The sequence below is a fragment of the Mesorhizobium sp. M1006 genome, from assembly GCF_040318825.1.
Lineage (GTDB): Bacteria > Pseudomonadota > Alphaproteobacteria > Rhizobiales > Rhizobiaceae > Mesorhizobium.
The window spans coordinates 93,670-108,052 of sequence record NZ_JAMYMZ010000003.1; the positions used below are offsets into that span (position 1 = coordinate 93,670).

Sequence of the window (14,383 nt, forward strand, 5' to 3'; positions counted from 1 at the left end):
CCCCGCGCGCTTATCACAACTCAGTTGGCTTCGGCGATGATCAGCACATACGGTTCGAAGGCGTTTGCTTCCTGAAAGACAACCTGGGCCTCAGCCACGGAATGCGACCGCCATTTACTTCCCATGCGGACTTCAATGTCCCCGCCTGTCGCGTCGCGAATGGCGGTCAGCGCGTCGATTAGTTGCTGAATCGTCATTCCTTCACCTCCGACGGGGCAGCGCTGACGGTCGCTCCCTTACCAAAGGCGAGCGTCTTCTCCTTTGACCGCTTTGGCTTGACGGTCGAGTAGCGCATCGAACCGTCCTTCACGACGCCGGCAATTTCAACGCTGCTGCGCTTCACGTCGCCGATCAGCGAATAGGCGGCCTGCTTGCTAATCGAAAGTGCGTCGGCAATCTCTGCCACGCTAACGGCACCGGCAGTTAGCATTTCCTGCACGCGGGCCTTTTTGGTCTGTGGCTTGTTTGCTGCAACGTCTTTGCTCTTGGGCATGTGATGTTCTCCTGTCTGGCACGTCCTTGTTGGACGAAAGCAGACTAGGACAACATTCCTAGTTGGTAGAGCGACTGGCAGTTGTCATCTGAGCTTTAGGTGTTCTCTTGGATCAGCTCCGCAGCCCGATCAGCCGGAAGCTTTCCGAATGCTGTGGACCAGTAGCCACCCCCGTGAGGGGCAAACAGTGCTTCGGCAAAGTCGGTCAGTAGTTCCATCAGTATCGGTGAGTCGGGTCGGATCGGAACCCCTCGCCTTTGAAGCTCGTCAATCGTTTGCTTAAGGTGAGTGGCGTATTCCGATGGTGCCTTGCGGGAAAGACTCCGGTGCTTCACCAGCACTGTCACGGCCCCCAGCAATCCCATTGAGACACGGAAATGTTCGTCATCCAGCAGAACGCGATCAAGCATTGCCTTCCCCCTCCTACGTTGCTCCCGCGCCGCCCACACACTTGGGGCGATGCGCATGCTTGTCGCGCTACAGGGCCCGGCTTTGGCCGCCTGTCGGCTACGCCGCCTCACCGAGATACAGCGCTTTTACAATGGCGAACGTGATTTTTGCAGTCGGGATAAACAGGATTGAGAAGCCCAAAGCGTAGAAAGCAGAGACAACAGCCCTCCCAAGAAAATTCGAGCAGTCGAGAGCCTGATGCTCAAGTACGAAAACATCTCTGCTGCTTTGGAGCGCTGAGGTGAACATAGAATCAACGAAATACCAATCGAACCGTCGGTTTGCATACATTCTTTCGACGATGACATTCGTGAGAAGGTAGCCGGAACCAGTGTATAGATCGGCCAGATACGCCTCGTCTTCTGGGAACTCCTCCTGCTGATTGTCATCATCCGGTTCGGGTTCTGGCTGTGGTGGCTTCCTTGCCCATTCCGATTTGAGGAAAACTGATCTTATAAAGGCGTGTGTAAGGGAGGATACTTCGCTTGGAAAACTGAGCGACGGCACTCCAAATATAGGGTGCCGCTGTTCATCGTCATTCGACCCCACAAATATTCCAAGCAGATTATCCAAGCTCGCTCGGGTCAGGTTCTCGGTAGCGATCGAATCCATGTACTTGACGTAGTCAGCAACGAGAGGGTGCTGCTTGATCTGTCGTGGAGCAAAGATCGTATAAAGAAATGACCCGATCCCGAGAAACAACAATCCAAAATATAGATTGTAAAATCGCAGGGGAGCGTACGCTCCTGAGGAAGATTGCGGGATCGACACGTACTCGATTCTATCGAAAACCAACCCTACGTACGATTGGAGGTTTTGATTGAAAATTATCAAATACCCTATGAAGGGTACCAGTATCGTCAACCGGACAGCAGGAGACTGACCGAAGTTCGAGATGAACGACCATCGAATGACTTCACTCAAATTCGACAGACGCAGGCCGGCACCGCTAACAGTGTCAAACCACCAAGATCGAAAAGCTCTCCACATGGAAAGGAAAAATTTCAACGGATGCCCCCCGGGTGGCTCAACCTAACAACCCCTATGAGAGTTGACTAGCCGAAGCCAACACGAGGTTTTCCTTATTTGGATGCCGAGCCCAAATAAGCTTTGGGAAGGGAGCCCAGCACAAGCGATTCTAAATGCTGGGAAATTGTTGGTGCCGCTTAGGTGACTCGAACACCTGACCCCATCATTACGAATGATGTGCTCTACCAACTGAGCTAAAGCGGCCCGGGAAGCCGAGCTTCCAAGATGGGCTGCGTGATAGACGCAACCGGCCGCGAATTCAAGATGGCAGTCGCGATTTCAGGACGAGGCAATTGGTGCCGCCTCCGGCCGGGCGCAAGGGCAGCCGCCGCGCGGATCTACCATTGGCCGCGTGATGCCGTATCGGCAGGCCGTCCCATCCGCCACGTTGGCCGCGGCGGGAAAATCAGGGAAAAATGTTGATTCCTTTACCGAAAACCGCCGAAATGAGCTTTGTGCCCCTCGGCAAGGCAGAATGCGGCCGCTCGCTTGTTGATTGATTGGTCGCCTGCGGCTAACGATCATGGCAATGTGAGTGAAATTGCAGAGGGAATTCGCTTGGACGCGATCGAAAAAGCGATCCGTAATGCCTTCGAGAAAGGCAATGCCGACGACCGGGCGTTTCGCGAGCGGGTCTATCGATCGGCTTTCGCGGCACTCGACCGTGCCCTGCAGGCTAATCCAAACGTCACCGTGGAAGTCGCCATCAAGCGGCGCAAGGCGGTCCAGGCGAAGATCACCGAAATCGAATCGGAATTCCTGCCGGCGGTTGCCGACGTCGCCGCGCCGACCGACAGTTTGGAGGCAGCACCGGAGGTGGAGCCCCCGGCCGAAGCTGAAGCCGCGCCGTCGCCCGATGTCGTCGTTGACGGTCCGGCGCAGCCGCCCGAATCCGATGCGCCGCGGTCGCGCGTCCTGCCGGTCGTTCCCGACATCATGCCCGATGCGCCTGTTGCCGAGGCGCCGGTGATCGACATGGCGGCCTCGGTTCCGACCGAAGCCGACGCCGAAACGGACGACGCGGAAGTGACGCCCGACCGCGACGACCGGCGGGCGAGACGGCGGCGCCTGCCCTTGGCCGCGATCTTCTTCGGTGTGACGCTGCTCGCAGCCGCCGGCATCGGCCTTTATTTCGCCAACCAGACCGGCGTCTTCAAATCGGCGACCGAGCTCGACACGGCGCCGCCGGAAGCGCCGCCAACGGTCGACGGCGATGATTTCACGCCGGACGACACTGCTTCGCCGCCGAAGCAGGGCGAGCAGGACCAGGCGCACGACTGGATCAATGTCTTTTCGCCGGGTGACCCGACGCAGGTCAATGCACCGTCGGACACCAAGGCCGACGTCATCCAGGACGAAAGCGGTTCCTTCCTGCGCATCCGCTCGGGGGCATCCGGCTCGGCCATCAGCTTCGACGTCGGACAAGGCGTGCTGGAAAAACTGGCCGGCAAGCATGCCACATTCGACATCATCGCGCGCTCCGAGGAGGGCCAGGAGACGCAGATTTCCGTCGATTGCAATTTCGGCGAACTCGGCGACTGCGGCCGCAAGCGCTATGCCGTCGGTCGCGAGCGCAATGAATATCTGTTCGACGTGCGCTTTCCCAACAAGCGTCCGGGCGCTGCCGGCACCATCGCCATTAATTCCGACTTCGACAAGCAGGGCAAGTCGGTCGACATCTACGAGATCCGCGTTTCTGTCGTTCCCTAAAGCACGTCGCGTTCCGGCCTCATGCGACGCGCTTCAGGTTCTTGTTTTGATGCATGTCGTTACCGCAAAACCGCTGCACTCTTTTTTGCGCGACATGCATTACCTATCGAGCAGCGCCTGCAGCGTCTCGATGCGGTCGGCTTCGGCCGCCGGCTTGTCCCAGCGCAGCCGCGAAATGCGCGGAAAGCGCATGGCGACGCCGGATTTGTGCCGCGTCGAGCGGTTGAGCCCTTCGAATGCTACCTCAAGCACCAGCCCGTTCCTGCGGTCGGCACGCACCGAGCGGACCGGGCCAAAGCGCTCGATCGTATTGTCGCGGACATATTTGTCGATCTGCCTCAGTTCCTCGTCGGTGAAGCCGAAATAGGCTTTTCCCACCGGGACTAGCTCCTCCGATCCTTCCGGCCCGGACCAGACGCCGAATGTGTAGTCGGAATAGAAGCTCGAGCGTTTGCCGTGGCCGCGCTGGGCGTACATCAGCACGGCGTCGACCGTGTGCGGATCGCGCTTCCATTTGAACCACGGGCCCTTCGGCCGACCGGCCACATACGGCGAATCCCAGCGCTTCAGCATGACGCCTTCGATGACCGGATGCAGCGGCTTGCGGCGCAATTCCTCGAGTGCCTGCCAGTTGGTGAATTCGACCAGCGGCGACAGATCGAAGCGGCTCGGATCGAGCGTCCTGACGAAGGCCTCGAGCCGGCCGCGCCGTTCGCGGAAGGGAAGTCCGCGCAAATCCTCGTCACCAATCTGCAGCGCATCGTAGCACCGCATGAAGGCGGGGTATTGCTGCTGGATCTTGGGCGACACGCTCTTGCGGTTCAGCCGTTGCTGCAGGTCCGAGAACGTGCCCGTCGCCTGCCTGGGGTCTCCGACTAGAAGCTCGCCGTCGAGGGCGCCTGAAAAATCCATCGCCTCGGCAAGATCCGGAAAGGCGCCGGAGACGTCGTCACCGGTGCGCGAATAGAGCCGGCGAATGCCGCCTTCGCAAGCCGCCTGGACGCGGATGCCGTCCCATTTCCATTCGGCCGCGTAGTCGGCCGGGTCGAGCCTTTCGAGGTCGCCGTCGCCGACGGCATTCGACAGCATCACCGGCCTGAACAGCGCCAGCGCCGTTTTCCTGGGCTTTTCCGCTTTACCCTCCAGCCAGGCGAACAGCCCGATATAGGGCGGCGTCAGCCCGTGCCAGAGTTCCTCGATCTCGGCGATATCGACCTTGCCGAAATCGGCCAGTGCCTGCTTGGCCAGCCGCGCCGAGACGCCGATGCGCAGGCCGCCGGTGACCAGCTTTATGATGGCGAAGCGCGCCGACGTGCTGGCGCTGTCGAGCAGCCGGGCCAGCACCTGCGGCCCGTCGGAACGGCTCGCCGCCTGCAGCTTGGCCACCACCTCGGCCAGCGTCGGCTCGTGGTTCGCAACGTCGACCGGCGCTTGCGGCCAGACCAGCGACACGGTCTCGGCCAGGTCGCCGACATAGTCGTAGGAATAGCCGAACAGCACCGGATCCATGCGCTCGATCACCAGTGTGCGCAGCATCGCCGGCTTGACCGCGGCGATGGACAGATCGCCGGTAATGGCCGCCAGCGCCAGCCCGCGGTCCGGATCCTCGACGCTGCGGAAATAGTCGGTCAACAGCGTCAGCTTGCCGTTGCGCGACGGCGTCAGCACCAGCCGGTCGAGAAGCTCGGCGAAGCGGTTCATGGAAGGGGCGACGCCAATGAGAAAGGCTTGCCGCAGAGCGCCGTACCGGCGATTGCTGGATCCAAAAACACCATCAATCGCCCTCGTCCTCGTAGCCGACGAGATGCAGCGGCCTGGCGGCAATGCCTTCGAGTTCGCACCAGCGCACCAGAGCCTCCTCGCGGCCATGCGTTACCCAGATTTCTTCGGCGCCGGTCTCCTTGATCGTCGCCGTCAGCTCGTCCCAGTCGGAGTGATCGGAGATGATCAGCGGCAGCTCGACGCCGCCCTGCTTGGCGCGCTGGCGGATGCGCATCCAGCCTGAGGCGAAGCACGACATCGGATCGGGAAAACGCCGCGCCCAGCGATCGGCGAAGGCGGATGGCGGGCCGACGACGATGGCGCCGGCAAAGTCGCTTTTTTGGCCGGTCTCGACGGTCGCCGGTTCCAATGTGCCGAGATCGATGCCCTGGCTCTGGTAATATTCGCTGAGCTTGGCCAGCGCGCCGTGGATGTAGATCGGCTTTTCGTAGCCGGCATCGCGCAGCAGCCGCATGACGCGCTGCGCCTTGCCCAGCGCATAAGCGCCGACCAGATGCGTTCTCTCGGGAAACTGTTCGGTCGATTTCAGCAGCCGGGCGATCTCTTCGGAATCGGGCGGATGCCGAAACACCGGCAGGCCGAACGTCGCCTCGGTGATGAAGACATCGCATTTGAGCGGCTCGAACGGCTCGCAGGTCGCGTCCTTCTGGCGTTTATAGTCGCCGGACGCGACGATGCACGTGCCCTGGTGCGCGACCTTGATCTGGGCCGAGCCCAGCACATGGCCGGCCGGGTGAAAGCTGACGGTGACGCCGTCGAGCGCAATCGTCTCGCCGAGCACGGCGGCTTGCGTCGTTCCGGCAAAACTGTCGCCGTAGCGCAGCCCCATGATGTCGAGCGTCTGCTGCGTCGCCATCACCGAGCGGTGGCCGGAGCGGGCATGGTCGGAATGGCCATGTGTGATCAGCGCCCGGTTGACCGGCCGCACCGGGTCGATGAAGAAATCGCCGGGCGGGCAATACAGCCCTTCCGGCCGGGGATGAAGCAGGTCGCTGGCGCGCATGGCCCCAAGATAGGCGCTAATTCCGGCGCGGGAAGCCTGTTGTAAGTCACTGCTGACTCCAGCATAGAGCGCAAGCCGGCTGCAAACACCCGGCGGAACCCGATCGCATGAAACCGCTCCAGACCTCGTCCGGCGATTTGACCGCCGACCGCCGCGCCGACTATGCCGAAATGCTTTATGCATCCGGCGATCATGCGGCAGCGGCGGAATTGCTGCTCGGCGCGCTCGAACTGGCGCCGCAATGGCCAGCCGGCTGGTTCCGCCTCGGCGAGATGCAGGAAGCGGCGGGCGCGCGCGATCGTGCCGCGCAGGCCTGGACGACGGCGCTGCGGCTGGACCCGGCGGACAGGCTCGGCGCGGTGCTCAAGCTGCAATTGATCGGCAGGGCGGCGGCGGCCCAGGCGCCGCCCAGCGCCTTCGTCGAGACGCTGTACGACCACTATGCCGGGAGTTTCGAGGGTGAACTGGTCGACGGGCTCGGCTACCGTCTGCCCGAATGCCTCGACCGCGCCATCCGGGCAGCACGGCCGGGCCGGTTTTCGCTGGCGCTCGATCTCGGCTGCGGTACCGGCCTCATGGGCCAGAGGCTGCGGCCGATCGCCGACCGGCTGGAGGGTTACGACATCTCGGCCGGCATGCTGAGGCAGGCGCGCGCCAAAGGCGTCTACGATCTGCTCGTCAAGACGGACCTGCAGGACTTTTGCTATTCTGGCCCGAAAGCCGATCTGGTGACGGCGGCCGATGTGTTCATCTATGCCGGCGCGCTCGACAGGGTGGTGAACAAGATTGCCGGAATGCTTGCCGGCGGCGGTCTGTTTGCGTTCTCCGTCGAGACGCTCCCGAGCGGAGAATCGTCTGACAGCGCCGGCTTCGCCTTGCAGCCGTCGCGCCGCTACGCGCATTCGCAAGGCTATGTAGAGCGGGTTCTGGATGCCGACGGCTTTTCGATCCTGTCGCTGCAGGCAACGATCATCCGGCAGGATCGCCGCCAACCGGTCGAAGGGCTGGCCGTAGTGGCAAGCTCGCTTTCCGGCAGCGTAAAATCTGGCTAAGACTTCTGCCGCTGCGCATGAGAAGCCGCAGCTGCGAAAGACAAGGAGCACGTTCATGCGCTGGAACATGACGGTCTTGGCATCTTGCCTGGCGATGGCCGGCTGCGTCGGCAATTCGATGTCCGAACGGCAGGACGAAAACGTCCAGTCCTCGCTGCTATTTGACAAGGTGCCTTGCGATCAATTGCTGGCGCAACGAAACGGCCTGGCGCAGCAATATCATCTGCCGGTGGACGCCAAGCCGTCGTTCTCCAACCCGGCGACGGGCTTTGGCCCGTTCACGCCGGATATGCGCTCAAAAGCCAAACGCGACGCCGACCAGGCAAGCGGCAAGATCGACGCCATGAACCGGTCGATCAGCCGGCGCGAATGCGGCAAGCCGGCCAAACGGAACAAGCTCGGCCTGACCTGACCGGATCTTAATCCGCCACCTTCCACTGCTCGCGCGAGGCGCTGGCGGGATAGACGCCGAGGATGCGCATTTCGCGCGAGAAAAAGCGCAACTCGTCGAGTGCCAGCTTCACCAGCGGATCGTCGGGATGACCCTCGATATCGGCGTAGAACAGCGTCGCTGTAAACGCGCCGAGCTGGTAGCTTTCCAGCTTGGTCATGTTGATGCCGTTGGTGGCGAAGCCGCCCATCGCCTTGTAGAGCGCCGCCGGCACATTGCGGACGCGGAAGATGAAGGTCGTCATCATCCTGGCGTCGGCCGAGGGACGTTCAGCCCATTGCTTGTTCTTGGTCAGCACGACGAAGCGGGTGACGTTGCTGTCGGTGTCCTCGACATTCTCCTCGATGATGTCGAGCCCGTAGAGCGTTGAGGCCAGCGCCGGCGCCAGCGCCGCCATGGTGCGGTCCTTCATCGCGGCGACCATCTTGGCGGCGCCCGCGGTGTCGCCGGCCACCGTCGCCTTCCAGCCGTTCTTGCGGATGTATTTGCGGCATTGGCCGAGCGCGTGGATGTGGCTGTGCACGGTCCTGATCTCGTCGCGCCTGACGCCGGGCAGCACCATCAGCTGGAAGTGGATCGGCAGAAAGTATTCGCCGATGATGTGCAGCTTCGATTCCGGCAAGAGATGATGGATGTCGGCGACGCGGCCGGCAATGGTGTTCTCGATCGGGATCATCGCCAGATCGGCCTTGCCGGTCTCGACGGCGTTGAAGGCGTCCTCGAAGGTCGGGCACGGCAACGGCTCCATTGACGGGAACATGTTGCGGCAGGCGGTGTCGGAATTGGCGCCCGGCTCGCCCTGGAAGGATATTTTGTTGGTCTTTTCAGGCATGCGCGGAGTCTCGGGAATTGAGGGAATTTCTTAGTCGGAAAGGAGCGCCCTGGCGCGTTCGAGATCGTCCGGCGTGTCGACGCCAAGCGGCACCGACTGCACGATCTCCGCATCGATGCGCATGCCGGCCTCAAGCGCCCGCAACTGCTCCAGCCGCTCGCGGCGCTCCAGCGGCGACGGCCTCAGCGCAACGAAGCGTTCGAGCGCGGCGCGGCGATAGGCATAGAGGCCGATATGATGGTAGAGCGGGCCTTCGCCCCAAGGGGCGGTGGCGCGGGTGAAATAGAGCGCCCTGAGCCGCGTCGTCGAGAGTGGCGAGCCGACCAGCTTGACGACGTTCGGATCGGTCTTTTCCTCGTCGCGTACGATCTCGACGCAGAGCGTGGCGATATCCACCGCTGCGTTCTCGAAAGGCTTCAGCGCGGCGCCGATAACAAGGGGGTCGATGGTCGGCAGATCGCCCTGCACATTAACGATGGTCTCGACGCTGTTGCCAGGGTCGAGAATGGTCAGCGCTTCGAAGATGCGGTCGGAACCGGTTTCGTGGTCCGCCCGCGTCATCACCGCCTCGAAACCATGCGCGCGCACCGCCCCCGCAACGCCCTGCGTGTCGGTGGCGACGACGACCCGGCCGAGCCCGGCATCGGCAGCACGGCGAGCGACGTGGACGATCATCGGAGTGCCGGCAATGTCGGCCAGCGGCTTGCCCGGCAGGCGGGTCGAGGCCATGCGGGCCGGGATCAGGATGAGCGTGGACATGAGGCGGGCAGGGGCTCGAAAAAGAGGGGGACAAAAGTGGCAAAAGGTCTCACTGGCAGCGCCCTTATAGGTGTTGCAACGCCGGAGCAAAAGACCTAGTTTCCGCGCGATTTGACCGCCTCGCAGGGTGGTTCACGATACCGACGGACGGAGTGGACGGATCGGTCCGCCGGAAAAGGGAGCCTGGGGCGTATGGATTCCAACGAAGTCAACAAGCTGCTCGCCGGCTTTCTCGGCACCGTGTTCATCGTCTTTTCCGTTGGCATCGTGTCCGACGCGCTGTTCGCCTCGCCGGCGCCTGAAAAGCCCGGCTTCGCCATCGAGGCGACCGAGCCCGCCGAAGGCGGCCCGGCCGCTCCCGCCGCGGCCGTGAAGCCGATCGCCGAGCTGCTGACCACTGCCAACGCCGAAGCGGGCGCCGCCATCTTCAAGAAATGCCAGGCTTGCCACTCCGGCGAAAAGGGTGGCCCCAACAAGGTTGGGCCCGATCTCTGGGACATCGTCGACCGTCCGGTCGCCGAGCATGAGGGCTTTGCCTATTCGGCCGGCATGAAGGAGTTCTCCAAGGGCGGCAGCGAGAAGTGGACCTACGACAATCTCAACCACTTCATCACCTCGCCGAAGAAGTTCGTGAAGGGCACGGCGATGGGCTTCGCCGGCCTGCCCAAGGATGAGGACCGCGCCAACGTCATCGCCTATCTGCGCACGCTGTCGGACAATCCGAAGCCGCTGCCGGCGCCCGGCGCCTCGGCCGAAAACGCGCCCGCCAAGCCGGCCGAAGGTGCAGCCCCTGCCAAGCCGGCAGAAGACGCGGCGCCAGCCGCCCCGGCGACACCCGCAAAATAACAAAACTGTAATGACATTATCCTTGAAAAAGCCGGGTTCAGCCCGGCTTTTTCGTTAGGAAAAATGCATATGCGACGACAAAGCCGCTCGGTTGCGGTTTTCAGCGCCGCCAAATGATCTAGATTGGGCCCAGACGCTATGGTGACGGCGCTATATCGCGAAGAGGAGAACGCATGACGGTTGGCCGAGCGCGGACGCTTCTGAAATCGGTGCTGATGCTGGCTGCTTTTGCCGGCGGCCTGCAGGCGGCCTTCGCGGACGAATGGCGCACGACCTCGTCGCTGATCGGCGAATCCAAATACGGCGATAATTTCCAGCACTACGATTACGTCAATCCGGATGCACCGAAGGTCGGCACAGTGAACTCAGTGGTGCTCGGCACGTTCGACAGCTTCAATCCTTACATCGTGCAGGGTTCGCCGGCCGCCGGCTTCGCGCAGTTCGGCGGCGGCCTGCTCTACGACACGCTGATGGAGCAGGCGACGGATGAGGGCAGCGTCAACCATCCGCTGATCGCCGATGCCTACAAATACCCGGCCGACTATTCCTCGGCGACCTACCGGCTCGACCCGCGCGCCAAATGGCATGACGGCCAGCCGATCACCACCGACGACGTGATCTGGTCGTTCCAGGTGCTGAAGGCCAACAGCCCGATGTACAGCCGTTATTTCGAGAACGTCACCGACGCGGTTGCGATCTCCGATCGCGAGGTGGAGTTCCATTTCAACCAGAAGGGCAATCGGGAGTTACCTCAGATTCTCGGCGGTCTCGTCGTGCTGCCGAAGCACTGGTGGGAAGGCACCGACGCCAACGGCAAGAAGCGCGACGTCACAAAGCCGACGCAGGAGCCGCCGCTCGGCTCGGCCGCCTACAAGATCGCCAGCTTCAAGCCGGGGTCCGAAATCATCTGGCAGCGCGTGCCGGACTACTGGGCGGCCAAGCTGCCGGTGAAAGTTGGCCGTGAGAATTTCGACAGGCAGCGTTTCACCTATTTTCTCGACGACAATGCCGCCTGGCAGGCCTTCACCAAGGGCGGGCTGGACGACATCAAGCCGGAGAACAGTTCGAGGCGCTGGAACACGGCCTATAATTTCCCGGCAGTTCAGGCCGGCGACGTCATCAAGAAGGAATTCAAGACCGCGTCGCCCGAACCGATGCAGGCCTTCATGCTCAACACCAGGCGCCCGCTGTTTAGGGATCGCCTGGTGCGCGCCGCGCTGATGTATCCGTTCGATTTCGAGACGATGAACCGGACGCTGTTTTTTGGCTCCAACACCCGCACCAGCAGCTATTTCCAGGGCACTGAGCTGGCGTCGAGCGGCCTGCCGCAAGGCAAGGAACTGGAAATCCTCGAGCAGTACCGCGACAAGCTGCCGCCTGAAGTCTTCACCCAGGAATTCAAGCTGCCGGTCTACGACACCGCCCAGGCGGAGCGCAAATACCTGAAAACCGCGGTCGATCTGTTCGCCAAGGCAGGCTGGGTGATCAAAGGCGGCAAGATGGTCAACGCCAAGACCGGCGAACCGTTCAAGTTCGAAATCCTCGGCTGGAACGACACCGACCAGGTCATCGCCAGCCCCTACATCGCCAATCTGCGCAAGATCGGGGTCGACGCGACGCTGCGCCTCATCGATCAGACCCAGTATATCAACCGAGTCACTCACTTCGACTTTGACGTGGTCACTTCGATACTCGGGCAGTCGGACTCTCCCGGCAATGAACAGCGCGATTTCTGGAGTTCCAAGGCCGCCGATTCGCCGGGATCGCGCAATTACGCCGGCATCAAGAATCCGGTCGTCGATGCGCTGGTCGACCGGATCATCTATGCCACCGACCGCGACGATCTGGTTGCCGCCACCCATGCGCTCGACCGGGTGCTGTTGTGGAATTTCTACGTCGTGCCGCAATATTACCGTGCCGTGGTCTGGCTCGCCTACTGGAACAAGTTCGGTATGCCGGAGAAGCAGCCCGCCTATAGTGGCGTCGACCAGAATTCCTGGTGGGTCGATCCGGTCAAGGAAAAGGCGCTGGCGGCCAAATACAAGAGTGGCAATTGATGACGGCGCTGCCCCGTCGCGACTTCCTCGCCCTGGGCGGTGCCGCCGCGGCCGCGGCGCTGCTGCCCGGCCGGGCTTTCGCCACGATCCCGACCGGCGTGAAACTGCACGGCCTGTCGGCCTTCGGCGATCTCAAATATCCTCCGGATTTCGCGCATTTCGACTATGTCAATCCGGACGCTCCCAAGGGCGGCCGGATGAATTTCGCCCCGCCGAACTCCACCCTCAATCAGAGCTTCCTGACTTTCAACACGCTGAACTCGCTGGTGTTGAAAGGGGATTCGCCGCCGCGCACCGAGCTCTGCTTCGATTCCCTGATGGCAAGGGCAGTCGATGAGCCGGATGCGGTCTACGGCCTGCTTGCCGAATCCGTCACCTTGTCGCAGGACCGCAACGGCTTCCGCTTCAGCCTGCGGCCACAAGCGCGCTTTCATGACGGCTCGCCGCTGACGGCTGAGGACGTTGTCTTCGCCTTGAACCTCTACAAAGACCGGGGACATCCGAACCTATCCCAAGCACTGCGGCATATGACGGATGCGGTCGCAATCGATCCGCTTACAGTCAGCCTTACCTTCAACGGCCAGCAGTCCGCGCAGAATATCCTCGCCATCGTCGTAATGCCGATCGTGTCCAAAGTTTTCTACACGGCCAATGATTTCGACGCCTCGACGATGACCCCACCGCTCAGTTCCGGACCGTACAGAGTGGGGCGGGTGGTGGCCGGGCAGACTGTCGAATATGAACGCGTCGCCGATTATTGGGGCCGCGATCTGGCCGTGAACCGCGGGCTTAATAATTTCGACCGTATCCGTATCGATTTCTACCTTGATCGCCAGGCAGCCTTTGAAGCGTTCAAGAAAGGGGATACGCATTTTCGCGAGGAGTTCACCGCGCGGGTATGGGCGACCGGCTACGACTTTCCAGCGCTGAAGGATGGCAGGGTCGTCAAACGCGAATTTCCCGGCGAGAAAACGCCATCCATGCAGGCTGTCGCACTCAATCAGCGCCGTCCGCAGTTCCGCGACATTCGCGTGAGACAGGCAATCGCCTATTGCTTCGACTTCGAATGGACCAGGCGGGTTCTGTTTTTCGACTCCTACGAGCGTTCGCAATCGAACTTCGAGCGGTCGGATTACAAGGCCAAGGGCCTACCCTCACCCCAGGAATTGAAACTGCTGGAGCCGTTTCGAGCCGAGTTGCCGCCGGAGACCTTCGGCGATCCGGTGATGCAACCCGTCTCTGACGGTTCGGGCCACGACCGCAAGCTGCTGCGCGAGGCTTCGAGACTGCTTGCCGAAGCCGGCTGGAAGCGAACGGGCAATTTCGTCGTCAATGACAAGGGCGACCGGCTGCGGGTGGAAATGCTGGCCGAGGACGATGGCCTCGTTCGCATCTTCCTTCCGTGGTCCGAGAATATGAAGGCGATCGGCATCGACGCTTCGGTCCGCCAAGTCGATTCGGCGCAGTTTGAAGCGCGGCAGAGCAATTTCGACTTCGACTTCAACATGCTCGCATGGTCGATCGGAGCGACGCCAACCGCCGATGGTTTGGAGATCCTCTATGCTTCCCGGATGGCGAAAACGCCGGGGATGCGCAACTATCCGGGTACGGAAAGCAAAGCCATCGACGCGCTGATCGAGGCAGCCGGCAAGGCGCAGAGCCGGATCGAACTCGTCACCGCGCTCAACGCGCTCGATCGGGTCTTGCGCGCGCGGCTAGACTGGATTCCAACATATCATCTGGCGAATCACCGGGCAGCCTTCTGGGACATGTTCGGCTTTCCCGCTCAAAAGCCGGATTACGACTTTCCGGTCGAGACGCTGTGGTGGTTCGACAAAGACAAGGCGGCAAAAATTGGCAAAGCCTGAATTTCTTGCGAGCGCTGGCGCCGCCCCTCACCTGCCTGCCGGCATACTCTC

General features: G+C 61.7%; 14 protein-coding genes and 1 tRNA gene. 6 read left to right on the plus strand and 9 right to left on the minus strand.

The features are described from left to right. Positions 1-20: 20 nt before the first annotated feature. The 5 genes from NKH60_RS03685 to NKH60_RS03705 form a co-directional block, all read right to left on the minus strand. A complete protein-coding gene (locus tag NKH60_RS03685) occupies positions 21-197 on the minus strand; it encodes a hypothetical protein (RefSeq protein WP_352449263.1) in 177 nt (58 codons plus the stop codon). Next, complete coding sequence (locus NKH60_RS03690) at positions 194-493, minus strand: helix-turn-helix domain-containing protein (protein WP_352871260.1); 300 nt, start codon at positions 491-493, stop codon at positions 194-196. Before NKH60_RS03690 ends, NKH60_RS03685 begins: the two co-directional genes overlap by 4 nt. 95 nt (positions 494-588) lie before the next feature. Continuing rightward, positions 589-903: a hypothetical protein gene (locus tag NKH60_RS03695; protein WP_352871262.1), complete on the minus strand. Its 315-nt coding sequence runs from the start codon at positions 901-903 to the stop codon at positions 589-591. Between the two features lie 97 nt (positions 904-1,000). Beyond that, positions 1,001-1,555 carry a hypothetical protein gene (locus NKH60_RS03700; RefSeq protein ID WP_352871264.1) on the minus strand — a complete coding sequence of 185 codons (555 nt, stop codon included), beginning with the start codon at positions 1,553-1,555 and terminating at the stop codon, positions 1,001-1,003. Positions 1,556-2,100: 545 nt separating this feature from the next. Then, positions 2,101-2,176 (minus strand) — tRNA-Thr (locus tag NKH60_RS03705). A 354-nt stretch (positions 2,177-2,530) separates the two neighbouring features. Between NKH60_RS03705 and NKH60_RS03710 the strand changes: the two genes are divergently transcribed. Next, complete coding sequence (locus NKH60_RS03710) at positions 2,531-3,682, plus strand: hypothetical protein (RefSeq protein ID WP_352613856.1); 1,152 nt, start codon at positions 2,531-2,533, stop codon at positions 3,680-3,682. 99 nt (positions 3,683-3,781) lie between these two features. On the opposite strand, the gene NKH60_RS03715 is transcribed toward NKH60_RS03710, so the two are convergent. Continuing rightward, a complete protein-coding gene (locus NKH60_RS03715; RefSeq protein WP_352613857.1) occupies positions 3,782-5,383 on the minus strand; it encodes a cisplatin damage response ATP-dependent DNA ligase in 1,602 nt (533 codons plus the stop codon). 73 nt (positions 5,384-5,456) lie between these two features. Further along, positions 5,457-6,467: a ligase-associated DNA damage response exonuclease gene (locus NKH60_RS03720; RefSeq protein WP_352470029.1), complete on the minus strand. Its 1,011-nt coding sequence runs from the start codon at positions 6,465-6,467 to the stop codon at positions 5,457-5,459. Positions 6,468-6,574: 107 nt separating this feature from the next. Here NKH60_RS03720 and NKH60_RS03725 point away from each other — a divergent pair, with 107 nt between their 5' ends. Further along, on the plus strand, positions 6,575-7,519 hold the full coding sequence (locus NKH60_RS03725; protein ID WP_352613858.1) for a methyltransferase domain-containing protein: 945 nt from the start codon (positions 6,575-6,577) through the stop codon (positions 7,517-7,519). Positions 7,520-7,574: 55 nt separating this feature from the next. Next, entirely contained in the window at positions 7,575-7,931 is a 357-nt protein-coding gene (locus NKH60_RS03730; RefSeq protein WP_352470032.1) for a hypothetical protein, read from the plus strand. Between the two features lie 7 nt (positions 7,932-7,938). On the opposite strand, the gene NKH60_RS03735 is transcribed toward NKH60_RS03730, so the two are convergent. Both NKH60_RS03735 and NKH60_RS03740 read right to left on the minus strand, forming a co-directional pair. Further along, positions 7,939-8,802, minus strand: a complete 864-nt coding sequence (locus NKH60_RS03735; protein ID WP_023717847.1) for a prephenate dehydratase — start codon at positions 8,800-8,802, stop codon at positions 7,939-7,941. Between the two features lie 30 nt (positions 8,803-8,832). Beyond that, positions 8,833-9,561, minus strand: coding sequence for a 3-deoxy-manno-octulosonate cytidylyltransferase (locus tag NKH60_RS03740; protein WP_352871267.1), 729 nt, complete (start codon positions 9,559-9,561; stop codon positions 8,833-8,835). A 192-nt stretch (positions 9,562-9,753) separates the two neighbouring features. On the opposite strand from NKH60_RS03740, the gene NKH60_RS03745 reads away from it, so the two are divergent. From NKH60_RS03745 to NKH60_RS03755, 3 genes are all read left to right on the plus strand, one after another. Continuing rightward, positions 9,754-10,407, plus strand: coding sequence for a c-type cytochrome (locus NKH60_RS03745; RefSeq protein WP_352613860.1), 654 nt, complete (start codon positions 9,754-9,756; stop codon positions 10,405-10,407). A gap of 173 nt (positions 10,408-10,580) precedes the next feature. Beyond that, positions 10,581-12,464 (plus strand): extracellular solute-binding protein, encoded by a 1,884-nt coding sequence (locus NKH60_RS03750; RefSeq protein ID WP_352613861.1) that lies wholly within the window; start codon positions 10,581-10,583, stop codon positions 12,462-12,464. Next, positions 12,464-14,332 carry an extracellular solute-binding protein gene (locus tag NKH60_RS03755; RefSeq protein ID WP_352613862.1) on the plus strand — a complete coding sequence of 623 codons (1,869 nt, stop codon included), beginning with the start codon at positions 12,464-12,466 and terminating at the stop codon, positions 14,330-14,332. Before NKH60_RS03750 ends, NKH60_RS03755 begins: the two co-directional genes overlap by 1 nt. The last annotated feature ends 51 nt before the right edge of the window (positions 14,333-14,383 follow it).